We start from the raw sequence: 18,731 nt of genomic DNA on the forward strand, positions 1-18,731 counted from the left end.
CTTGCCTGCACCCCAATCGCTCAAGTTCAAGCCTGCTCTCGTACCCATGATACCGATCCGATCGAATCAGCGTAAACTGAGGAAATCTCGGTTTTTTACGTTTTTTTAAGCAATGCTCTAAATTAGAAACCAGTAGAGCCTTAAACCTTTTTGGCTTTCCACGAGTCTAAACGATTATCAGGCAACACGAGAGATTTTATGAGGCAACTCAGTCAAGTTCATCCGTGGCTGCAACATCCACCGCATCTTAGCATTTGGAAATCTGCTAGCTTATCCCTATTGCTGCTGACCCTAACCGGATGCGGTTGGCTGCCGCGCCAACAAGCAGACGCTCAACCCAGGCCCCCCCAAGGCGGTGCGGCCCAAGGCACCCCTTCTGTAGAAGTGGCGATCGCGCGCGCTGAGTCCCTCAGACCCCCCTTAGAATATACGGGGACAACCGAACCCCTCCAGCGCGTCTCGGTGCGATCGCAAACCGAAGGTCAACTCCTCAACCTCAGCGCCGATATTGGCGACACCGTGAGTCGCGGCGACTTACTGGCGCAAATCGATAGTACCCTGAGTACCTCCGAAGTCACTCAAGCCGAAGCCGAACTTGCTGCCCGTTCCCTAGAAGTTGCCCAAGCCCAAACCCAAGTCAGCGAAGTGCGATCGCGTCTCGAACAAGCCCGTCTAGAACTGCAACAAGCTCAAAACGACGCCGAACGCCAGCAGCAGCTTTTTCGTCAAGGGGCCGTCTCTCAACAGCAAGCTGAAGTTGCCCAAACCGAAGCCCGCACCCGCCAGCAAGTGGTGCGTTCCTTAGAAGAACAAGTCCGCACCCAACAACAAGCCGTTAGCGTCGCCCAAGAAAGAGTTGCCGCCCAAAGAGCGATCGTTAACCAAGCCCAAGAACGCCAAAGCTTTGCCCAACTCACCTCGCCCCTATCGGGAGCCGTTTTAGAGCGAATCCTCGAACCCGGAAACCTCGTGCGCCCCGGAGACGAAATCCTCAGACTCGGCGACTTCAGCCAAGTCAAAGTTGCCGTACAAATCTCCGAACTCGAACTTAGCAACATCCGCACGGGGCAGTCCGTAGAAGTTCGCCTCGACGCCTTCCCCAACAACACCTTTAACGGCGTCGTCAGCCGCATTTCCCCCGCCGCCGATCCCGTCGGTCGTCTCGTCCCGGTTGAAGTCACCATCCCCAATGATAATAATCGCCTGGGTAGCGGTTTGCTGGCCCGCGTCCGCTTTATTGCCGACGATCGCGATAGCCTGATTGTCCCCCAAAGCGCCCTCTCTAAAGGCGACAATGGAGGCCAGAGCAGGGGGCGAGGTTCAGCCCCCTGCTTTAACCCAGGCGAACAAGCCACCGTCTTTATCCTAGAATCGACCGGAGAGGCCCAAACCGTCAGCGCCCGTACCGTCACCCTCGGTCAACAAATTGACGATCGCATTGAAATTCGCTCCGGTTTGCAGCCCGGAGAGCGGTTCGTCCGTCGCAGCAGCCGCCCCTTAGAAGATGGGGAGGCAGTGAGATTAAGCATTTTGTCAGAACAATGATCTCTAGTCCCGGTGTCGTCTGGCACGGGAACTGATGACGAATGAGAATGCCTGTCCTATGACTCGCGAGCGATCGCCCATGACTACCAACAACAAAACTGTCCCCAAGCCTAAAGCCAGCATCAGTGCTACAGCCATTCGCCGCCATATCGGCACCCTGATGATTACCCTGGCGATTATTGCGATCGGCGTATTCTACGTCAATCGATTGCCCGTCGATTTGCTGCCCGCGATTACCTATCCTCGGATTGGGGTACGCCTCAGCGCGCCGGGAATTTCGCCCGAAGTGGCCGTCGATGAAATTACTCGCCCCTTAGAAGAAGCCCTCTCCGCAACTGAAGGGGTGATTCAGGTTTATTCTCAAACCCGCGAAGGACAAGTCAGCGTCGATCTATACTTTGAACCGGGGGGCAATATTGACCAGGCATTAAACGAAGCCACCGCCGCTTTTAACCGTTCTCGCGGTCGCTTGCCCGATACGATTGAAGACCCGCGCCTGTTTAAGGTCGATCCGTCTCAACTGCCGGTTTATGAGTTTGCCCTCACCTCAGACACCTTGCGCGGCGTGGATTTGCGGGTATTTGCCGACGAAGAACTGGCTAGAGAACTCAATGTCGTACCGGGGGTTGCCTCGGTGGATGTGTCGGGAGGCGTGCGCGAAGAAGTCCGGGTGAATTTGGATCTCAACCGGATGCAATCTTTGGGCGTCAGCATCAATCAGGTGTTGAATACCTTGCGATCGCGCAACACGGATATCTCCGGCGGACGCTTGCGAGAAGCGGAATCTGAACCCCTTACCCGTACCGTTGGCCGCTTTAGCAGCGCGGCAGAAATTCGCGACCTCTCTTTTGACGTGGCAACCGCTAGCGGCGACTCTGGCCCGACCCGGCGCGTCTTTTTGCGCGATTTTGCTCAAGTCGTGGATGGCACCGAAGACGAACGGGTTCTGGTTTCCCTCAACGGTCAAAGCGCCGTTAAAGTTAGCATCCAAAAGCAGCCAGACGCTAATACGATTGAGGTGGTTGAGGGCGTGAAGCGGCAGATCGAAACCCTGAGACGATCGGGTCTGCTCTTAGACGATATCACCCTAATTACTACCCTCGATGAATCGCGCTTTATCCAAAACTCGATTAATAACGTGGTGATGGCAGGTTTAACCGGATCGGCTTTAGCGGCGATCGCGGTTTTGATGTTCCTCGGTTCCCTGCGTCAAACTCTAATTATCCTCATTGCCATTCCCCTCGCAACGATGACCGCCGTTATCCTCATGGGGGTGTTTGGATTATCGATTAATATATTCAGTTTGGGCGGTCTAGCGCTGGGCGTGGGGATTGTCGTAGACAACTCCATCGTCATGCTAGAGAACATTGTCGATGGCGTGGAAAAAATGCCGCATCGCAATGGCAATCGTTCGCGCAATACTCAACAAATTATTCAGCAATCGGAACATAGCGCCCAAGAACTCGAATCGGCGCTTTTAGCCTCCACCACGACGAACCTCGTGGCGGTGATGCCCTTCTTGCTGATTGGCGGGTTTATTGCCTTACTGTTTAATGAGTTAATTCTGACCATTAGTTTTGCCGTCGCCGCCTCCCTCGTCATTGGGATTACCGTCGTTCCGGCTTTAACTTCCCGCCTGCTGGCCGTCTCTTGGTCTAGCCGCATCCGCGAGTTTTGGGCGTTGCGCGAATTTAATCGCCGCTTTGAACAAGCCACCGCCGGTTATGCCTGGTTCTTAAGGCAGGTGTTGCGCTGGCGGCTGTTGGCGATCGCCCTCGCCTTTGTTATCCTCGGTGGCGGTAGCTTCCTGATGGTGGGGCATATTCCCCAAGAAATTCTGCCGCGCATCAATACGGGACAAGCGCGTCTGATTGCTCAATTTCCCCCCGGTACGGACTTAAATACCAACCGCACCGTGATGGCAGAGATTGACCGCATTCTCCAAGAACAGCCAGAAACGGAGTATGTCTTCTCCACCGTTGGCGGCTTCTTGTTTGGGGCGAATACCAACGAAAACCTCCTCCGCGCTAGCAGTACCATTACCCTAAAACCCGGAACCAACGTCGCGGCGTTTGCAGAACGCGTCACCCCGGAGTTTAACCAACTTAACTTAATCGACACCCGCATCCGCTTAGTTCCCGAATCCGTTCGGGGTCTAATTCTGAATAACTCTCCCGTTCGGGGGGCAGAAATTGACCTGGCGCTGCAAGGAAACGATAGCCAAAGCTTGCGAGAAGCCGAACGCCTGGTGATGAGGGCATTAGATGAGAATGTTACCTTAGCGCGATTCCGACCGGATGGCGACCCCAACCAACCAGAGGTGCAAATTCTCCCCGACTGGGAACGACTCGCCCAGGTGGGATTAACCGCGCAGGATATTGGCGATACTCTCGCAACGGCTATCCAAGGTTCAACGCCCACCCAATTGCAACGGGGCAACCGCTTAATCAATATTCGGGTACAGTTGCAAGATGGGGCCGTGCGCCAAGTCCAACAATTACAACGCCTACCTTTATTTGCGGCTAACCGCCAACAAATTCGCCTAGGGGATGTCTCCCGGATTGAACCCGGACAAGCGCCTGGAGAAATTCGGCGGATTAATCAGCGTCAAGTTGCCTTAATTGCTGGAAACTTAGTAGAAGGGGCAAGCTTAGGGGATGCGATCGCGCAAATGGAAAATGCGATCGCGCCTCTCGATTTACCTGAAGGCGTTTCAATTCTCCCCAGTTCTTCAGCCCAAGCTACCCAAGAGTTACAGAGTGCGTTAAGAGTGTTAGGAGGGTTAGCGGCGTTCCTCGTGTTTGTGGTCATGGCCGTGCAGTATAACTCCTTAATCGATCCGCTGGTGATTATGCTGACGGTTCCCTTAGCCTTAGCTGGGGGGATTTTTGGTCTATTTATCACCCAAACGGCGATCGGTGCTACGGTGATTGTCGGCGCAGTCCTGTTGGTAGGGATTGTGGTCAACAACGCGATTATTATGGTGGAGTTGGCCAACCAGATTTACGAACAAGCTGGGGGTGAATCAGCCAGTCGCCTGTCAGCGATTCTTAAAGCTGCCCCCCAACGCCTCCGCCCAATTATGATGACGACCATTACCACGGTTTTAGGTCTATTCCCCCTCGCGTTAGGGGTGGGTGAAGGGTCAGAATTTCTGCAACCGCTAGGCGTGGTTGTCTTTTCAGGTCTTTCTCTAGCAACCCTGCTGACGTTGTTTATTATTCCCTGTTTCTACGTCCTCCTCCACGAACTCTTCGGCGGTGGCGGGCCTAAGACACTCAAGGGTCAAATTCACCAAATCAAATCTCTGCGAACTCGCGAAACGACCAAGGTAGAAGCCAAATAATACCCGGTTTGGGGCTAGTTTTAAGGCGAGGGGCTTCAACTCCCCTCGCCTTAATTTATGGTCTAATGCTTGGTTGACTGACAAAACTCCCAAAACCTTGATTCTTTGGTAGGTTGGGTTAGCCTTAGCGTAACCCAACGAAACCGCTAAAAGATTTGTCAGTCAATTAGGGTCTAATGCATATCGTAGCCAAACACATTGGGGTCAACTTCCCCTAGGGCGACATCGGCTAATCCATATTCTGCCCAACGTCGATCCACCATTGCTGCAACATCTGCATCGGATTTTAACGGTGCGCCCCATTCATGTTGGGTTTCTGGATAAACTTTAGTGGTGGCATCAATGCCCATTCTGCCGCCTAAACCGATTTTTTCGCTAGCAAAATCTAGGGTATCAAAGGGCGTTTCGGGCAAGATAAAGACATCTCGACAGGGGTCTACCTTAGAAGAAATTGCCCAAACCACTTGACGCGGATCGCGGATGTTAATCTCTTTATCCACGACAATCACAAACTTGGTATAGGTGAATTGCGGTAACGCACTCCAAAAAGCCAGGGCGGCGCGACGGGCTTGTCCGGGATAAGCTTTATCAATGGAGACGATCGCCGCTTTGTAACTTAGCGCTTCCATTGGTAGGAAGAAATCAACAATTTCCGAGACTTGTTGGCGCAGAATGGGGGTATAAATGCGGTTAAGCGCGATCGCCATCATCGCTTCTTCCTTGGGAGGCCGACCGCTAAAGGTGGTGAGATAGATTGGATCTTGACGATGGGTCATGCAGTGGAAGCGAACTAACGGCGAATCTTCCACGCCGCCGTAATATCCCATGTGATCGCCAAACGGCCCATCGGGTAATACCTCCCCTGGGGTAATCGTCCCTTCTAAGACAATTTCTGAGTCTGCGGGAACCTCTAAATCCACCGTTTTGCATTTTGCGAGGTTAACGCCAGAACCGCCATATAAGCCCGCAAATAGCCATTCTGAGAGGTCTACAGGAATTGGGGTAGCAGCGGCCATAATAATTAAGGGGTCTACGCCCAGCGCGATCGCCACTTCTAACTTTTTCCCCCGTTCCGCCGCTTTCCGCAAGTGCCTCGCCCCCCCACGCACGGATAGCCAATGCACGGTCATGGTATTTTTGGATTGCAATTGCAAGCGGTACACCCCAACGTTGGGAATTCCCGTTTCGCAATCCTTGGTAATCACTAAACCGAGGGTGATAATCTTGCCTGCATCCCCACAATACGGGCGAATCATGGGAATCGTATTCAAGTCTAACTCTTCCCCTTGACTGACCGTTTGCTGACAGGCCGGAAAAAAGTCTCGTCCCGGTTTCGCCTTCACCACATCAAACAAGACCTTACCAAAATCAATCGCTTGGGACAGCTTTTTCGGAGGTTTGGGTTGCTGTAACATTCCCAACTTTTTCCCCAGTTCTTCGAGTTCCTGGGGATGTTGCATATTCATCGCCCAACAGATCCGTTCTACTGTCCCCATCAGGTTAACGGCTACGGGGAAGGGCGATCCTTTGACATTCTCAAAGATTAATCCAGGGCCGCCTGCTTGCAACATCCGGTTAGAAATCTCAGCAATTTCTAAGTCGGGATCGACCAAAGCCTTGATACGCTTCAGTTGTCCGCGTTCTTCTAAAAGTTTGATAAATCCCCGTAAGTCTCTGGCCATGATCTTAAACAATGATGAAGTCACTGCCTTTATTATGGGCTGAACCGCCACAGGTCAGGAAAGGGGCGATCGCGCGTTGTATTGAAAAATGCTGACGATCGCGATCGAAGTCAGTATCATTAACTACATCCTGGCTTCAGGACTTATCATCAAGAGAAGGAAAGAATGAAACAAAGAACGCTGATTGGATTGATGTTAGGTTACACCGTTTTGGGAACCTCCATTTCAAAAGTAGCGGCCCAAACTGCTGCACCTAAAAGCGATACCTACACCAATAGTCAATGTCAAAGAAATCAAAATCTCCCGCAACGCGATCGCTTTACCGTCTTCTATCAAGAAGAATTTGTCGCCCAAAACCAACGCCACTGGCTCTATGCTAGCCGTGCTTTAGATGGCAGTGCAATCTTCTGTCTTTCTCGCCCCAATTTTGAGCAACCGCGCCTATTGAGGTTTAGGGAAATTCAAAATCAGTTTACCGAGAATGTTCGCCGCGATCGCCGCCAAAATACTAGCTTTGTCATCACGATCCGCAATGGAAACGGAATGAATGTCCCGATCAATGCTTATCGGCTAGATTTGGCAAATCCCGCAGAAGCTAAAATTCTTTCCCTCTCAGTTCTCCAAAGAAACGCAGTCTTAAAAGATGGCGATCCTCGCCTTTCTTCTGACGGGAGTTTATACCACACCCATACCTTTACCGGACAAGCCAATCAATCTATTTCTCTTAATCTGCAAAGTCGATCCTTCGATCATTATGTTGCAGTTTTCGATCCCAATGGTCAAAAAATTGCGGAAAGCTATGGCAGAAGAAGCGATGATTTCAGGAGAAATAGAATCTCCGATCTCGTTATCAATCTACCAACCGCTGGTCGCTATCAAGTGGTTGTCAATGGAAGCGATCGCACTAGCGAAGGCGAGTATAGCCTCAACATTAATCGCAATTAGCAACTGTCCTTAAACCGATTTGAAGATCGGGTGTCCTCTCGGTGGGTACTCTTCCTCTTCTTACTCTACATCACACCCCGGAGGATAAATGAAACTCAAACATTTTTTGACGATATTCAGCTTGGCTTTGTTAATTGGATTTCCATCAATTAGGATTAATAAAGCTGCAAATCCCCCAATTGAAAATTTACCCGACGGGATTTATCTTTATGGTGAAACTGCCGAACCCAATCAAGCTGGAGAGCATTACATTGTCTTTCGTAAATCTAACGATCGGTTAATGGGACTCAGTTATTACAGAAATACCAGCGAATACTTTTGCTTTAGTGGAGTAGTGACAGGAAATGTCCTAAGTAATGTCACTTTCTCTGAAACATCTGTACCCGATCCCGACCGTCCTCTCACCGTTTCATTATCGACTGGACATTCCTGGGATCTCAGCAAATTTATACCTGTTAATGGTACTGATAGCCAAGTGAATGCTGAGACGGAAATTGAACGTTGCACTCAATTGTTACAGGGTTCTGTCACCCAATGATACTCTAACTGGAATTCAGTAGGGCTGAGGGCGATCGCTACAATAAAAACACCGCTTGCAATTTCGCGAGGCTTGTCATGACTCCGCAGACTTCCACCGCAGAAAAAACTGAGATTATCTACCCCTCCAGCGACGGACAGCCAATGGCCGACAGTACCATTCAATACCAGTGGATTATTAAAATACAAGGGGGCATTGATGCCCTATTTCGCGAAGATCCCAACGTCTTCGTCGCAGGTGACTTGCTATGGTATCCCGTGGAAGGTAGGCCCGATATCTGCCAAGCACCCGATACAATGGTAGTCTTTGGTAGACCTAAAGGCGATAGGCGTTCTTACCTCCAGTGGCGAGAAGATAACATTACTCCCCAAGTCGTCTTTGAAATTCGTTCCCACAGCGACTCGCAGCGCAAACTCGATAAAAAATTGCCTTCTACAACCGCTACCCCGTTGAAGAATATTACCTCTACGATCCAGAGGATCGCGAGTTAAGGGGATGGTTGCGAACCGAAGGACTTTTAGAAGTCATCGATCCCATTCAAGGTTGGGTAAGCCCTCGCTTAGGCGTTCGCTTTGAGTTAGGCGAGGATGGCTTAGAATTATATCGTCCGGATGGACAGCGGTTTTTGTCTTATCTAGAATTAGACGAACAGCGTCAATCTTTCGCACAACGCGCCGAACAGGAAGCGCAACGCGCCGAACGGTTAGCGGCTAAACTGCGAGAATTGAATATCGATCCCGATAGTCTTTAACGTCTAGAAAGGTGGCGTCGCGCCAGTTGGGGCAAGAGTGTAACCTAAGATACAAATATCTAAGGTGAACTTGCGCGATTCTCTTGCCATAATGAGGAACAACGACTCGATTAGAAGCCAACAGTGCGATCGCCATCTTCATCCAAGATGCAATGTCCTAAATGTCAGTCTACAGAAACTCGGAAAAATGGTCGCGTCAGCGGTAAGCAGCGATACTACTGTAAAAGCTGTCAGCGTTCCTTTCTCCAGGCTGAACTTCTCCCGGTATCAGCATCTATCCAAAATTCTCTCCCCTTGGAACCCGATATTCAAGCCAATGTCTTACCACTCATTGAATATCTTCTTAAACTTCAACCTTCTGAAGGAATTGAAACAACCGTTCGCCAAGTTCTCCAAGCCCTCCATTATTTAAATTCTTTAGATACGCATTCCTGTTCTAACCATTCCTCTCACCCAGAACCTCAAGGACTTTCCTTACTCCTTCTCGATGCAGAGAATATTAAATTCGATCCTCATTTAGAAACCTTTCTCGCCCAGCTTTCCCCTTATCCCCTTAACGTTAAAATTGCCTTTGCAAATTGGAAAAACACCGCAGGCGATAGCGAGTTATACGAACGGGGATATCAGATGATTCACGTTCCTTTAGGGAAAAATAGTGCTGATGCTCAAATGCTAGCAATGGGTTCTGCCATTCGTCTGCATTATCCTCAAGTGAAAGAAGCGTTTATCTGTTCTTCTGATTGGTTGCTGAATCATTTGTGCAACGAACTGCAAAATCAAGGCTTAACCGTTTATCGAGTTCGCCGAGAAGACGATAATTTTAGAATTGAAAATCGCCAAACTGGAGAAGTTCGCTATTATTCAACAACGTATAATGTTGAAGTTCCCACTCCGCTTGATTTAATGCAGAGTATTGAACAATTGATTCAAGCCGAACATCAATCCCTAACAGAACGCTTGGTACAATTGTCAACAGTCATGAATTTAGTTCAACAAAGAGCCGCAATTGAGAAACAGGAAAAAGCCCGAATCTCTCCTAGTCTTGATGGATTATCATCAGCAGACAAGCCTATAGAGTCCCAGTCATTACCCGAACCCCCGCCCGAAAATATTGTTCATCCAGAGATTAAAACGCGTGCAGAATTAGAGAAAGCCCTAATTAAAATTGTGGCAAATCTCACAGCAGAATCGCCAGGACAATACATTAGTATCTCTAAGCTAAGTAGCGAGTTTCATCAGCAGTACGGAAAAACCTACAAAGAAATGAGCGGAACTCTAGGAATCAAAAATAAATTCCTCAATTTCCTCCAGGCTTGCAGCGCTTTAATTATCAAAAAACAGGGTACGGTTTACGAGGTTGCAATTCGCCTAAATGAAGTTGCTCAAAACAATGGTGATTCTGCATAAAAAATATATAGGCTTTCCTGACTTTGTAGAGAACGTCCCTACTCTATTCATAGATATCCTAACTGCCTTGGCGGTTGCTATATCTCTATGTCGTCTGTATATCCTCCTCAAAGCCGATCTGTTATTCTCAAAAATTAGGGTACGTCGGTTTCGTTAACAAGCTGTAAAATACTGTTGCATAAAGGTTCTGATATCCAAAAGCCAGCATCATTAATCAGCGCCTTCAATAAAGGTTTTACTTCAGCGATCAATCCCTGGCTTTTTGCTTCAACTAAAACACCTAAAATTCCTATGTATCGGAGGTTCAGCTTGGTTGCTACTAGCCTACCACGACGTTCATCAATCAAAACTCGATCGGATTGGATTTCAACTGCTAAGGCGATCGCTTCTGCTTCTCCAATATCTAGTTCATTACTTAGGGCTTCCACAAGCGTGCGATCGCTAACAGCACGAGTTTGAATCCAGTCAAAAGTTTGTACTTCAGTCGCACCTGCAACCGGAAAATTAGGATCGGTAAGTTCTCGATAAACAGCTTCAGGGATCAGAACTGTTCCGTACAGTTGATGAAGAAGATGAAGATAATTGATTGCAGCAAGGTTATTGATAGGCGATGTGTCACTGACAATAATCACAATCTGCCTATCTCCCGCAGATTTTGAATGTCCTGTTCAAAATCTTCTACCCCATAATGTACCGGAATGTGGCGGCTAGCCAGTAGGTGTTGAAATGCGACGCGATGCATCCCTGCAAATCGACTAGCTTGAGCAAGGGTAAGCTTGTCCCTTTGAAAGAGCATGACAGCAATTTCTTGACGCATTTCAGCCTCAGTCATGCGAGTTACGGTTAAAATTTCGTCAGGGACAACAACACTCATGTATTAATCTCTCGCTACTTTTACTATTTTATGATTCTGAGTCAGCAAATGCCTATGTTCCGCCCGAACTCGATAACACGGCGTTGGTACAGATAGTCGCGTAGGTTGGGGTGAGGTACGAAACCCAACACAACCCTTGCTGCTGTTGGGTTTCGCAAGGCTCAACCCAACCTACCACAGCTAGATAGAAATAGATTTATTCACCTGCGATTTTGGTTTAAGTCCCGTTAACAACGCCGCAGGCGGCTGAGAACTAAAACAATTTCATCAATGGCTTGTCGAGTATTTGCCTGTGGGAGAATTGAGTGATTGCTGAGAATGCTAAAGGCGAGGGGTTCAAAATCGGGAATTTCTAAATAACCTGATAATGCCATGACACCCCCTAGAGAACCCGTTTTTCCTTGCAGGTTTCCGGCGACTGGGGTTTGGCGAAAACGGTTGCGTAGGGTGCCGTTTTCGGCTGCAACGGCTAAAGAATTCCGGTAGACTTGGGCGTAGGGCGATCGCGCCATCAATTGCAGCGATCGCACAATGGCTTCGGGAGAGGCTAAATTTTGCCGCGATAACCCGGAAGCATCTGCGAGTTGGTAGCTATTGGGATCGACACCCAGTTGCGTCAGAACCGCTTCCACCTGGCTTAATGCGTTCCTATCGGGTTCTCCCAGTTGGCGCACTAACGCTTCTGCATAAATATTATTACTCCACCGATTCGTTTCAACCAGTAACTCCGATAAGGGTGGCGAGTCTACAAAGGCGAGAGGGGGGTTTGACAAGGGAGTGAACTGTGCAGTTAGGGAGGTTTGTTGAACGGTTATCCCCGATGCTTGTAAGATTTGCTGGAAGCGGCTTAAGAAGCGGTTCGCCGGATCGGTGACAGCAATTGAGGTGGTTTCTGAGTCGGAACCCACGTGCAATTGTCCCCTTACTCGTAAAATGGGTTGGCTGAGATCGCGTCCAACCTGAATAAACTCGCGTTCTGTGGTGGCGACGGTTGCAGACTGGTTCTCAATTTGCCAAGTTTCGTTATCTTGAGGGTCTTCCCACTCGACGCGCAAGGGTTCGCCTAATGCTTGGGGAACTAAGCGGAAGCTAATCGCATTTTGATTTAAGATTAACCGATTAATGGGCGCACCGTAACCGGCTTGAACGTCTTCCCAGTCCCAAGTAGGGTTAACGGTTTCCTCTTGGGGTGCAAAGTCGTCGCCGATGAGTTGGGAAACTTGCTGAATTCCCTGCTGTTGTAGTTGTTGCGCGAGTTGTTGCAGTTGGGTATCGCTGAAACTTGGATCGCTGCGTCCGCTGACTGTAATTTGAGTGCGATCGCTACTACCATACACAGCAGTACGGATGCGATAGGTTGGGGTGAGGCGCTGCAAAACTGCGGCGGTGGTGAGGAGTTTAACGTTGGAGGCGGGAATAAAGTATTTTTCGGCGTCGCGACGGTAGAGGGTATCTGAAGTATTCAAAGAACTCACTAAGATTCCCCAACGCGATCGCGCAAACTCCGGTCGGGAGATAATGGCGTTAATCTCTGTCGATAAGTTCGCCACACAAACTCCTGGAGAAGATGCACTCGCAGAATTACCTGCGCTTAAACTACTCAACCCAAGCAGCAAACTCAAGAAGGTCTTTTTAATAAACGCCGTTGACTTCTTCTGAATACTCAGCACTCACTTCCCCCCATCTCCCCATCCTCTTCCGTACTCAGACTACGGTTACAGTCTGACCCATTTGGGCGGATTTTTGTGCCGCATTAGCCACTTTGAGACTATATAAGCTGGCTTGCGGGGTGACATAAAGCGGGGTGCCTTCACTGAGGTAGTCTAATACCCGTTGCGTGTCTTGGACAAATAATCCCCGACGGCCCCCAACTTCAATGGGGGTGGTGGTTTCACCTTGCACTAAGGTTCCCGTATCGCCATCAAAGATTAGGGTACCGCGATCGCCGTAGACTTCAAATAAGCGCACGGAACTTGAAAAGACTTCCCCTTTACCATAGGCGACTTCTGCGATCGCGCCGCTATTTAAATGAAATTGTCCCACGCACAGGCACGCCGTAAAGCGCGGTAGGTCTCCCCAGTAACGTTCTTGACAGTTGACGCTTTTAACGGAACCAAACGCATCGGTGAGGCGATGCAGCCGAGACAGCGCCGCCGCGAAGGGAAAGCCAAATAACTCTTGATGGTACGTCCAGCGCTGCGGGGCCGGATTTTGCGGGTTAATGGTAGAGTAGCGCAGATAAACGGGGGTACCAATTTGAGGCAGATGTTGTTTTAAAGATTGATGCACGCCTCCTAAGAGTTCAATATGTTCGACGTGCAAGAGTTTTCCCCGTGCGGCGGCTAAGTCGATCAGTTCGGCGGCTTCTGTGGCGTTTAGGGAGAGGGGATACTCTACAATGACGTGCTTATCGTGGTTCAACGCGGCGCGGGTGATTTCGCCATGATCGCGGTTAATGGTGCAAATACAAACGAGATCGATTTCGGGATGCTTAGCCAGATCTTGCCAGCTTTCAACGACCTGTGTATTCAAGCTACGAGCAAATTCTTGGGTTTTTTCTACTGTATGACCTGCAATGGCGAAAAGTTGCGATCGCTCATCGTCTCTGAAGGCTTGCGATCGCAGTTTTGCTGCAAAACCTGTTCCGACAATCCCAACGCGAAGCGGTTGTTGCATATTGGCTCCCTTACACCTTTTTGTTTGTTTCATCCTACAGCAACTCGGTTTTGCCATTTATTGAGAATAATTAGCATTTGAATCTCAATTTCACGAACTCAGATCTGGGTCAATTTCTGAATTATTCAGAAAATATTTTGATTTCTAGAGCCAAGAATCTGCAACAATTTGGAGCAACCGTAGCGCGATCGCCCAAGCTTGTACGCCAGCTATTTGCAGCGTTTAAATTCTTAATTTTATAACACTGAGGGAGAATTCCCCACTAGCTCAAGAGGGGGGGAACGAACAACCCCTTGATTTTCCGAAACAGATATAAGCAATCAAGATAAAATTAGGAAAATTTATAATAAATCCCGTTCGTTCTCCGCCTTAAACAAGTGTAAAAATTCCGGTTTTTTCCCCTAATATCAAAGATGAAGCAAACCTGATGCAAAACAAATAAGCTGATATAGACCGCTGATTTGTATTAGGTAAGCTTATACCAAAGATTGGACCATTGAGAGGACTGCTACATGGCAACGTACAAAGTCACCCTGATTAACGAGGCTGAAGGGCTGAACACGACCATCGAGGTTGACGAAGATACTTACATTCTTGACGCTGCGGAAGAACAAGGTCTGGATCTGCCCTATTCTTGCCGTGCAGGTGCTTGTTCTACCTGTGCAGGTAAAGTGGCTGAAGGCGGAATCGACGCGATCGATCAATCCGATCAATCCTTCTTGGATGACGATCAAATCAACGAAGGATATGTTCTCACCTGTGTAGCTTATCCCCGTTCCGACTGCACGATCCTGACCCACCAAGAAGAAAACCTCTACTAAGAGGAAATCTATAGCAACCCAAAAATTGCCCTTGAGGATTGCTATAAATTCCTACAAAAGGAGAGATGCACGCCCCTGACCTGGGTGAAATGCACTCTCCTTTTTCTAGTTTAACGAACAACCCTAAATTCGAGCTTCTAAGGAGCCACTTGGCTGGCCACCGGAGAGGGATTTTGCCAAAAGACAATAGAGTCATTCAGCGGTTGAACTTGGGTTCCGGGGAAGTAGAAATTGAGAATTTGCTGACTAGACCATCCCAATTTCCCTAAGCGATAGGAACCGCTTTGACTTAAGCCAACCCCGTGACCAAATCCGCCTCCGACAAACGCGTAACCCTTCAAACTTCTATCGGGATTGTAGATCGGATCGAGATAAAAGAGCGTGCTAATCGGCGGATAGAAGGCATTGCGGATGTCATCCTTGAACACCTCAACCACCCCCACATCGGTTTGGACTTCCATTTTCAGGACGCGTCCAGCAGGCGATCGCTCTGTCACCCGAACTTGCTGTACCGTTTTCATCTTCGCCATCGGGTGATTGCGGCGTTGCAAGAATTTTGCAAAACATCAGCAATCCCCTGGAGGGTTGCTTCTTCGCGCCACCGGAATAACTCCCAGTCATCCTCATTAAATCCCTTTTTGAGATTCATAAAGGCGCGGAAATTCTGCTCGTTCTGGAGGGGACGGCTGGATAAGTCCCAGGAATTCGCCACCGAATCCACAACCGCCCTTAAATAGGGTCGTTCCGGGCCATCCCACACATCATTAAACGGAGCCGTCACGCCACCGGCGTTAGAGGAATAGAGCGCATCTACCAATTCGTTGTTATAGGTCAAAACTTCGCCGCGCGTGGCAGCAATGGCGCGATCGCTAACTGCGAAGACCTCCGTTAACCCCTTATACACCTGACAATCGGTACTCGCGCAAATCTCATAATTGTCAATCGTAAACCGTCGCAGATTTCGCAGCGCATAGGTTCTCGCCAAAATCGCCTGAGCCTCAATCGCCGTTGGAGGGGCGCTAATGCCAATTTCGTGCGGGACAACCCCCCGTAAATAAGTCTCTAGCGGCACATCGTTAACTAGCGTATAACTGCCGTAGGCATTGAGTTGCAAGCGCAATCTCCCCCCGTACAAGCGGCTATTGTTAGCGCGATCGCCCTCCTGCACCTGGATCGCATTATTGCCGCTCGTCACCTCTAGCTGATGCCGATTGTAGCGGTAGCCATTGAGAATCCAGTAGGCTTGGGGCATTTGCCGCAAAACGCGGGTTTGGATATGCGTTGTTGTATCTCCTTGGGCCTGCAAACTTTGCAGCAGCAAACGTCTGAGTAGCGGCGTATTATAAACATCCCGCTTCGCCCACACTTGCCAGCGGTCGGGGTTGGCAACCTCGGTTTCAATGCCTCTGGCTTGCCATTCCAAAGCACTCGCCTCAGCACTTTCAAAACTGCGATGGGTGCTTAAAACCACGCGCTCGTCTACTAACGGGACGGGGAGAGGACGTTCGGCCACTTGCAGCTTAATGCTATCGGTGGTTAGGGTTGCCGGGCCGTCTACCGTCGCGTAATTGATCGTTAAGCGATCGCCTCCCGTCGCCTTCAGCGTTAGCGTATCCGTCGGCTTTTCGCCAAACCGTTGCACCACGCCCACCTTTAGCACGCGATCCGCATTACTTTGCCCCCAAGCGGTTGTCGCTGCTACGCCCACCCAGCACGCTGACATCAAGGCTGCACTTGCCCAGGTTTTGAGCGTTTGACGGGTCAAGTCAGAAAACAGTTGGAGGGGATTACCACTTTGCTGCATCTGTAGTCTCATGAAGATTGCCAATCGCAAACACTATAGCTTAATTGAATCGGGGGAATCCGCGAGTAGATTTGAGAAAATTTAACTTGCAACTCGAAGTCATAATGAGTATGATTAAGGAAGTGAAGCCATAATCCGATCGTCGCCATGCTCAGAGTCGAAGAAATCCCCCTCAACCAAATTCGTCGTCCCTTACCTAGACAAACAGACTCCACAAAAGTTGCGGCCCTGATGGAATCCATTCAAGCCGAAGGACTCCGCGAACCCATCGACGTTCTGGAAGTCGAGGGCCAATACTACGGCTTCTCCGGCTGCCACCGTTACGAGGCTCACCAACGCCTCGGCAAAGAAACCATCCGCTGTCGCATTCGCCGCGCCCCCCGCGCCGTCTTGCAGAAGCATCTAGCCTAATCTCCCAAAGGGATTAACTGATTAAACTTTAGGCCCCAAGGATGATTCAGGTCGCGGAGGTTATTCGATACAACAAAACATGGAACGTCCCTGAAACAAACCCAGATTTAGTAACTAAACACGAGAGGAACTATGCAAACTCTAGATCAAGTCCAAAAAGTAGATATCGGAATTGACGAAAACAGTCGTCAGCAAATTTCAGAAGGGTTATCTCGCGTCTTAGCAGACACCTACACCCTTTATCTGAAAACCCATAACTTCCACTGGAACGTTACAGGGCCGATGTTCCAAACACTACACATGATGTTTGAAGAACAATACACCGAACTGGCAACTGCCGTAGATGACATTGCAGAACGGATTAGAGCCTTGGGATATAGCGCCCCCGCAACTTACAGCGAATTTAACCGCTTGACTTCTATTCCCGAAACCCCTGGCGTTCCCAAAGCCGAAGAGATGATCCGCTTGTTGGTTGAAGGTAACGAAGCCGTTGTGAAAACGGTTCGCCAAGCTTTCCCCGCCGCCGAAGATGCACGCGACGAATCCACCGCCGACTTGTTAGTCGAACGGATGCGGATTCACGAAAAAACCGCTTGGATGCTGAGAAGCTTGTTGCAATAATTGACCCTCATGGGGAATCCTCTGCGGGGGGGTTCCCCCCTCACAGATTTGGCTGTATCCGGTTGCTTGGCAAAACGATACAGCCAAATTCTCGTATTTCCTAGAGAATAGAAGACAGACCTGCTCTATTAGGACTGAAGCTCTATGGGAAAGAATAATAATCACAAGCAAACGCTCTACCCCAGTCGTATAGACTTGCCTGAAAATACGAGAGCGAAAGTTGTTGGACTGCTCAACGAAACCTTAGCCAGTACCCTAGACCTTAAAACCCAGGTGAAGCAAGCGCACTGGAACGTTAAGGGCATGGATTTTTACCAACTGCACGAACTGTTTGACGAAATGGCTGGCGAACTTGAAGAGTTTGTGGATATGGTTGCCGAACGGGCAACCGCTTTGGGTGGGTTAGCCAAAGGGACAGCCAGAGTTGCCGCCCAAGACTCAATCTTGCCAGAGTATCCCTTTGATATTCTTGATGGTAAGAGTCACGTTACCGCACTGGCCGATCGCTACGCCCCCTACGCCAAACACATTCGCGAAGCGATTGATAAGAGCGATCGCTGGGAAGATAAAGATACCGCCGACTTGTACACCGAAATCTCCCGCGCCATTGACAAGCGCCTGTGGTTCCTAGAAGCCCATCTCCAAGCGGCTGAAGTCGCCGCCGCACCCGAAAAAGAGAAAGTCAAAGGCTAATGTCTCAGGATGCAACCCACTCGTTATTAGAGTTGATGCAACGGGTGGGAATTTCTAGCTTCAAGGCTTTAAGTCGCGTGTCTGGCGTCTCCGAACGCCAGTTACTTTATTTACGACGCGCCCAAGTTCAACGCTTGCGCCTAGAAGTGTTTTTTAAACTAGCCCCCGTTTTACAAGTCCCTGTTGGCGAGTTATTAGCAACGTTTGCGGGTGTGGGAGAGGCTTCTGGAGAGTTGCGCCAAGCTTACGAACGTTTAGAAGCCCAACTTCAGGTACAGCGTCAGGAACTGTTACAGGAGTTTCAGCAGGCGAGTTTAGATACCTTAGAAACCTGGCTGAGAAATTGGCCGATAGCCGTTGCTAAGGTAAAAGAGGGGACTTTAAATGACCCGATGACGCTGGTGCGCTTGGTGCAGCCTGTCGAAAAGCTGATGCAACAATGGGGGGTAGAACCGCTAGCCCAGGTGGGCGATGAGGTGGCTTACGATCCGCAATGGCATACTTTGAATGAGGGTAGCGCTCAACCGGGCGATCGCGCTATCGTGAAACGACCCGGCTTCCGCCAAGCTGACAAACTCCTCCATCGTTCTCTGGTCGTTCCCTTAAAGGATTGAAAC

14 protein-coding genes and 3 pseudogenes are annotated in these 18,731 nt (G+C 49.5%); 11 read left to right on the top strand and 6 right to left on the bottom strand.

Translation table 11 applies throughout. From position 1 onward, the window contains the following. Positions 1–198: 198 nt before the first annotated feature. Both QQ055_RS01590 and QQ055_RS01595 read left to right on the top strand, forming a co-directional pair. Entirely contained in the window at positions 199–1,545 is a 1,347-nt protein-coding gene (locus QQ055_RS01590; protein ID WP_284475871.1) for an efflux RND transporter periplasmic adaptor subunit, read from the top strand. Positions 1,546–1,624: 79 nt separating this feature from the next. Further along, positions 1,625–4,891, top strand: coding sequence for an efflux RND transporter permease subunit (locus QQ055_RS01595; protein WP_283357420.1), 3,267 nt, complete (start codon positions 1,625–1,627; stop codon positions 4,889–4,891). 173 nt (positions 4,892–5,064) lie between these two features. On the opposite strand, the gene QQ055_RS01600 is transcribed toward QQ055_RS01595, so the two are convergent. Further along, the gene (locus QQ055_RS01600; RefSeq protein WP_284475872.1) at positions 5,065–6,573 is read right to left on the bottom strand and encodes a UbiD family decarboxylase; all 1,509 of its coding nucleotides are present in this window, start codon (positions 6,571–6,573) and stop codon (positions 5,065–5,067) included. Positions 6,574–6,738: 165 nt separating this feature from the next. On the opposite strand from QQ055_RS01600, the gene QQ055_RS01605 reads away from it, so the two are divergent. The 4 genes and pseudogenes from QQ055_RS01605 to QQ055_RS01620 form a co-directional block, all read left to right on the top strand. Then, positions 6,739–7,518, top strand: coding sequence for a PPC domain-containing protein (locus QQ055_RS01605; RefSeq protein WP_284475873.1), 780 nt, complete (start codon positions 6,739–6,741; stop codon positions 7,516–7,518). Between the two features lie 88 nt (positions 7,519–7,606). Then, positions 7,607–8,056, top strand: coding sequence for a hypothetical protein (locus QQ055_RS01610; protein WP_284475874.1), 450 nt, complete (start codon positions 7,607–7,609; stop codon positions 8,054–8,056). A 77-nt stretch (positions 8,057–8,133) separates the two neighbouring features. Then, positions 8,134–8,807, top strand: a pseudogene (locus QQ055_RS01615) (Uma2 family endonuclease). Between the two features lie 147 nt (positions 8,808–8,954). Beyond that, a pseudogene (locus QQ055_RS01620) lies at positions 8,955–9,050 on the top strand (transposase-like zinc-binding domain-containing protein); the annotation flags it as partial. Positions 9,051–10,348: 1,298 nt separating this feature from the next. Here QQ055_RS01620 and QQ055_RS01625 read toward each other — a convergent pair. The 4 genes from QQ055_RS01625 to QQ055_RS01640 form a co-directional block, all read right to left on the bottom strand. Beyond that, positions 10,349–10,846: a PIN domain-containing protein gene (locus QQ055_RS01625; RefSeq protein ID WP_283357385.1), complete on the bottom strand. Its 498-nt coding sequence runs from the start codon at positions 10,844–10,846 to the stop codon at positions 10,349–10,351. After that, positions 10,843–11,088: a UPF0175 family protein gene (locus tag QQ055_RS01630; protein ID WP_283357384.1), complete on the bottom strand. Its 246-nt coding sequence runs from the start codon at positions 11,086–11,088 to the stop codon at positions 10,843–10,845. Before QQ055_RS01630 ends, QQ055_RS01625 begins: the two co-directional genes overlap by 4 nt. A gap of 227 nt (positions 11,089–11,315) precedes the next feature. Further along, positions 11,316–12,638, bottom strand: coding sequence for a D-alanyl-D-alanine carboxypeptidase/D-alanyl-D-alanine endopeptidase (dacB, locus tag QQ055_RS01635; protein ID WP_284475876.1), 1,323 nt, complete (start codon positions 12,636–12,638; stop codon positions 11,316–11,318). 154 nt (positions 12,639–12,792) lie between these two features. Further along, on the bottom strand, positions 12,793–13,764 hold the full coding sequence (locus QQ055_RS01640; protein WP_283357382.1) for a Gfo/Idh/MocA family protein: 972 nt from the start codon (positions 13,762–13,764) through the stop codon (positions 12,793–12,795). Positions 13,765–14,276: 512 nt separating this feature from the next. On the opposite strand from QQ055_RS01640, the gene QQ055_RS01645 reads away from it, so the two are divergent. Continuing rightward, positions 14,277–14,585 carry a ferredoxin gene (locus QQ055_RS01645; protein ID WP_069966152.1) on the top strand — a complete coding sequence of 103 codons (309 nt, stop codon included), beginning with the start codon at positions 14,277–14,279 and terminating at the stop codon, positions 14,583–14,585. Positions 14,586–14,722: 137 nt separating this feature from the next. On the opposite strand, the pseudogene QQ055_RS01650 reads toward QQ055_RS01645, so the two are convergent. Further along, a pseudogene (locus tag QQ055_RS01650) lies at positions 14,723–16,401 on the bottom strand (SpoIID/LytB domain-containing protein). Between the two features lie 135 nt (positions 16,402–16,536). On the opposite strand from QQ055_RS01650, the gene QQ055_RS01655 reads away from it, so the two are divergent. The 4 genes from QQ055_RS01655 (at position 16,537) to QQ055_RS01670 (ending at position 18,728) form a co-directional block, all read left to right on the top strand. Then, entirely contained in the window at positions 16,537–16,800 is a 264-nt protein-coding gene (locus QQ055_RS01655; RefSeq protein ID WP_069966154.1) for a ParB N-terminal domain-containing protein, read from the top strand. 132 nt (positions 16,801–16,932) lie between these two features. Beyond that, on the top strand, positions 16,933–17,421 hold the full coding sequence (locus QQ055_RS01660; protein ID WP_069966155.1) for a Dps family protein: 489 nt from the start codon (positions 16,933–16,935) through the stop codon (positions 17,419–17,421). Positions 17,422–17,565: 144 nt separating this feature from the next. Then, positions 17,566–18,114, top strand: a complete 549-nt coding sequence (gene dps / locus QQ055_RS01665; RefSeq protein WP_069966156.1) for a DNA starvation/stationary phase protection protein Dps — start codon at positions 17,566–17,568, stop codon at positions 18,112–18,114. Then, on the top strand, positions 18,114–18,728 hold the full coding sequence (locus QQ055_RS01670; protein WP_284475878.1) for a helix-turn-helix domain-containing protein: 615 nt from the start codon (positions 18,114–18,116) through the stop codon (positions 18,726–18,728). The genes dps and QQ055_RS01670 overlap by 1 nt, the downstream gene beginning before the upstream one ends. Positions 18,729–18,731 lie beyond the last annotated feature (3 nt).

The organism is Geitlerinema calcuttense NRMC-F 0142, assembly GCF_030285425.1.

Coding starts and splice junctions, on each gene's coding strand:
- QQ055_RS01590 (WP_284475871.1), top strand. CDS start 199: ATGAGGCAACTCAGTCAAGTTCATCCGTGGCTGCAACATCCACCGCAT.
- QQ055_RS01595 (WP_283357420.1), top strand. CDS start 1,625: ATGACTACCAACAACAAAACTGTCCCCAAGCCTAAAGCCAGCATCAGT.
- QQ055_RS01600 (WP_284475872.1), bottom strand. CDS start 6,573: ATGGCCAGAGACTTACGGGGATTTATCAAACTTTTAGAAGAACGCGGA.
- QQ055_RS01605 (WP_284475873.1), top strand. CDS start 6,739: ATGAAACAAAGAACGCTGATTGGATTGATGTTAGGTTACACCGTTTTG.
- QQ055_RS01610 (WP_284475874.1), top strand. CDS start 7,607: ATGAAACTCAAACATTTTTTGACGATATTCAGCTTGGCTTTGTTAATT.
- QQ055_RS01630 (WP_283357384.1), bottom strand. CDS start 11,088: ATGAGTGTTGTTGTCCCTGACGAAATTTTAACCGTAACTCGCATGACT.
- QQ055_RS01640 (WP_283357382.1), bottom strand. CDS start 13,764: ATGCAACAACCGCTTCGCGTTGGGATTGTCGGAACAGGTTTTGCAGCA.
- QQ055_RS01645 (WP_069966152.1), top strand. CDS start 14,277: ATGGCAACGTACAAAGTCACCCTGATTAACGAGGCTGAAGGGCTGAAC.
- QQ055_RS01655 (WP_069966154.1), top strand. CDS start 16,537: ATGCTCAGAGTCGAAGAAATCCCCCTCAACCAAATTCGTCGTCCCTTA.
- QQ055_RS01660 (WP_069966155.1), top strand. CDS start 16,933: ATGCAAACTCTAGATCAAGTCCAAAAAGTAGATATCGGAATTGACGAA.
- dps (WP_069966156.1), top strand. CDS start 17,566: ATGGGAAAGAATAATAATCACAAGCAAACGCTCTACCCCAGTCGTATA.
- QQ055_RS01670 (WP_284475878.1), top strand. CDS start 18,114: ATGTCTCAGGATGCAACCCACTCGTTATTAGAGTTGATGCAACGGGTG.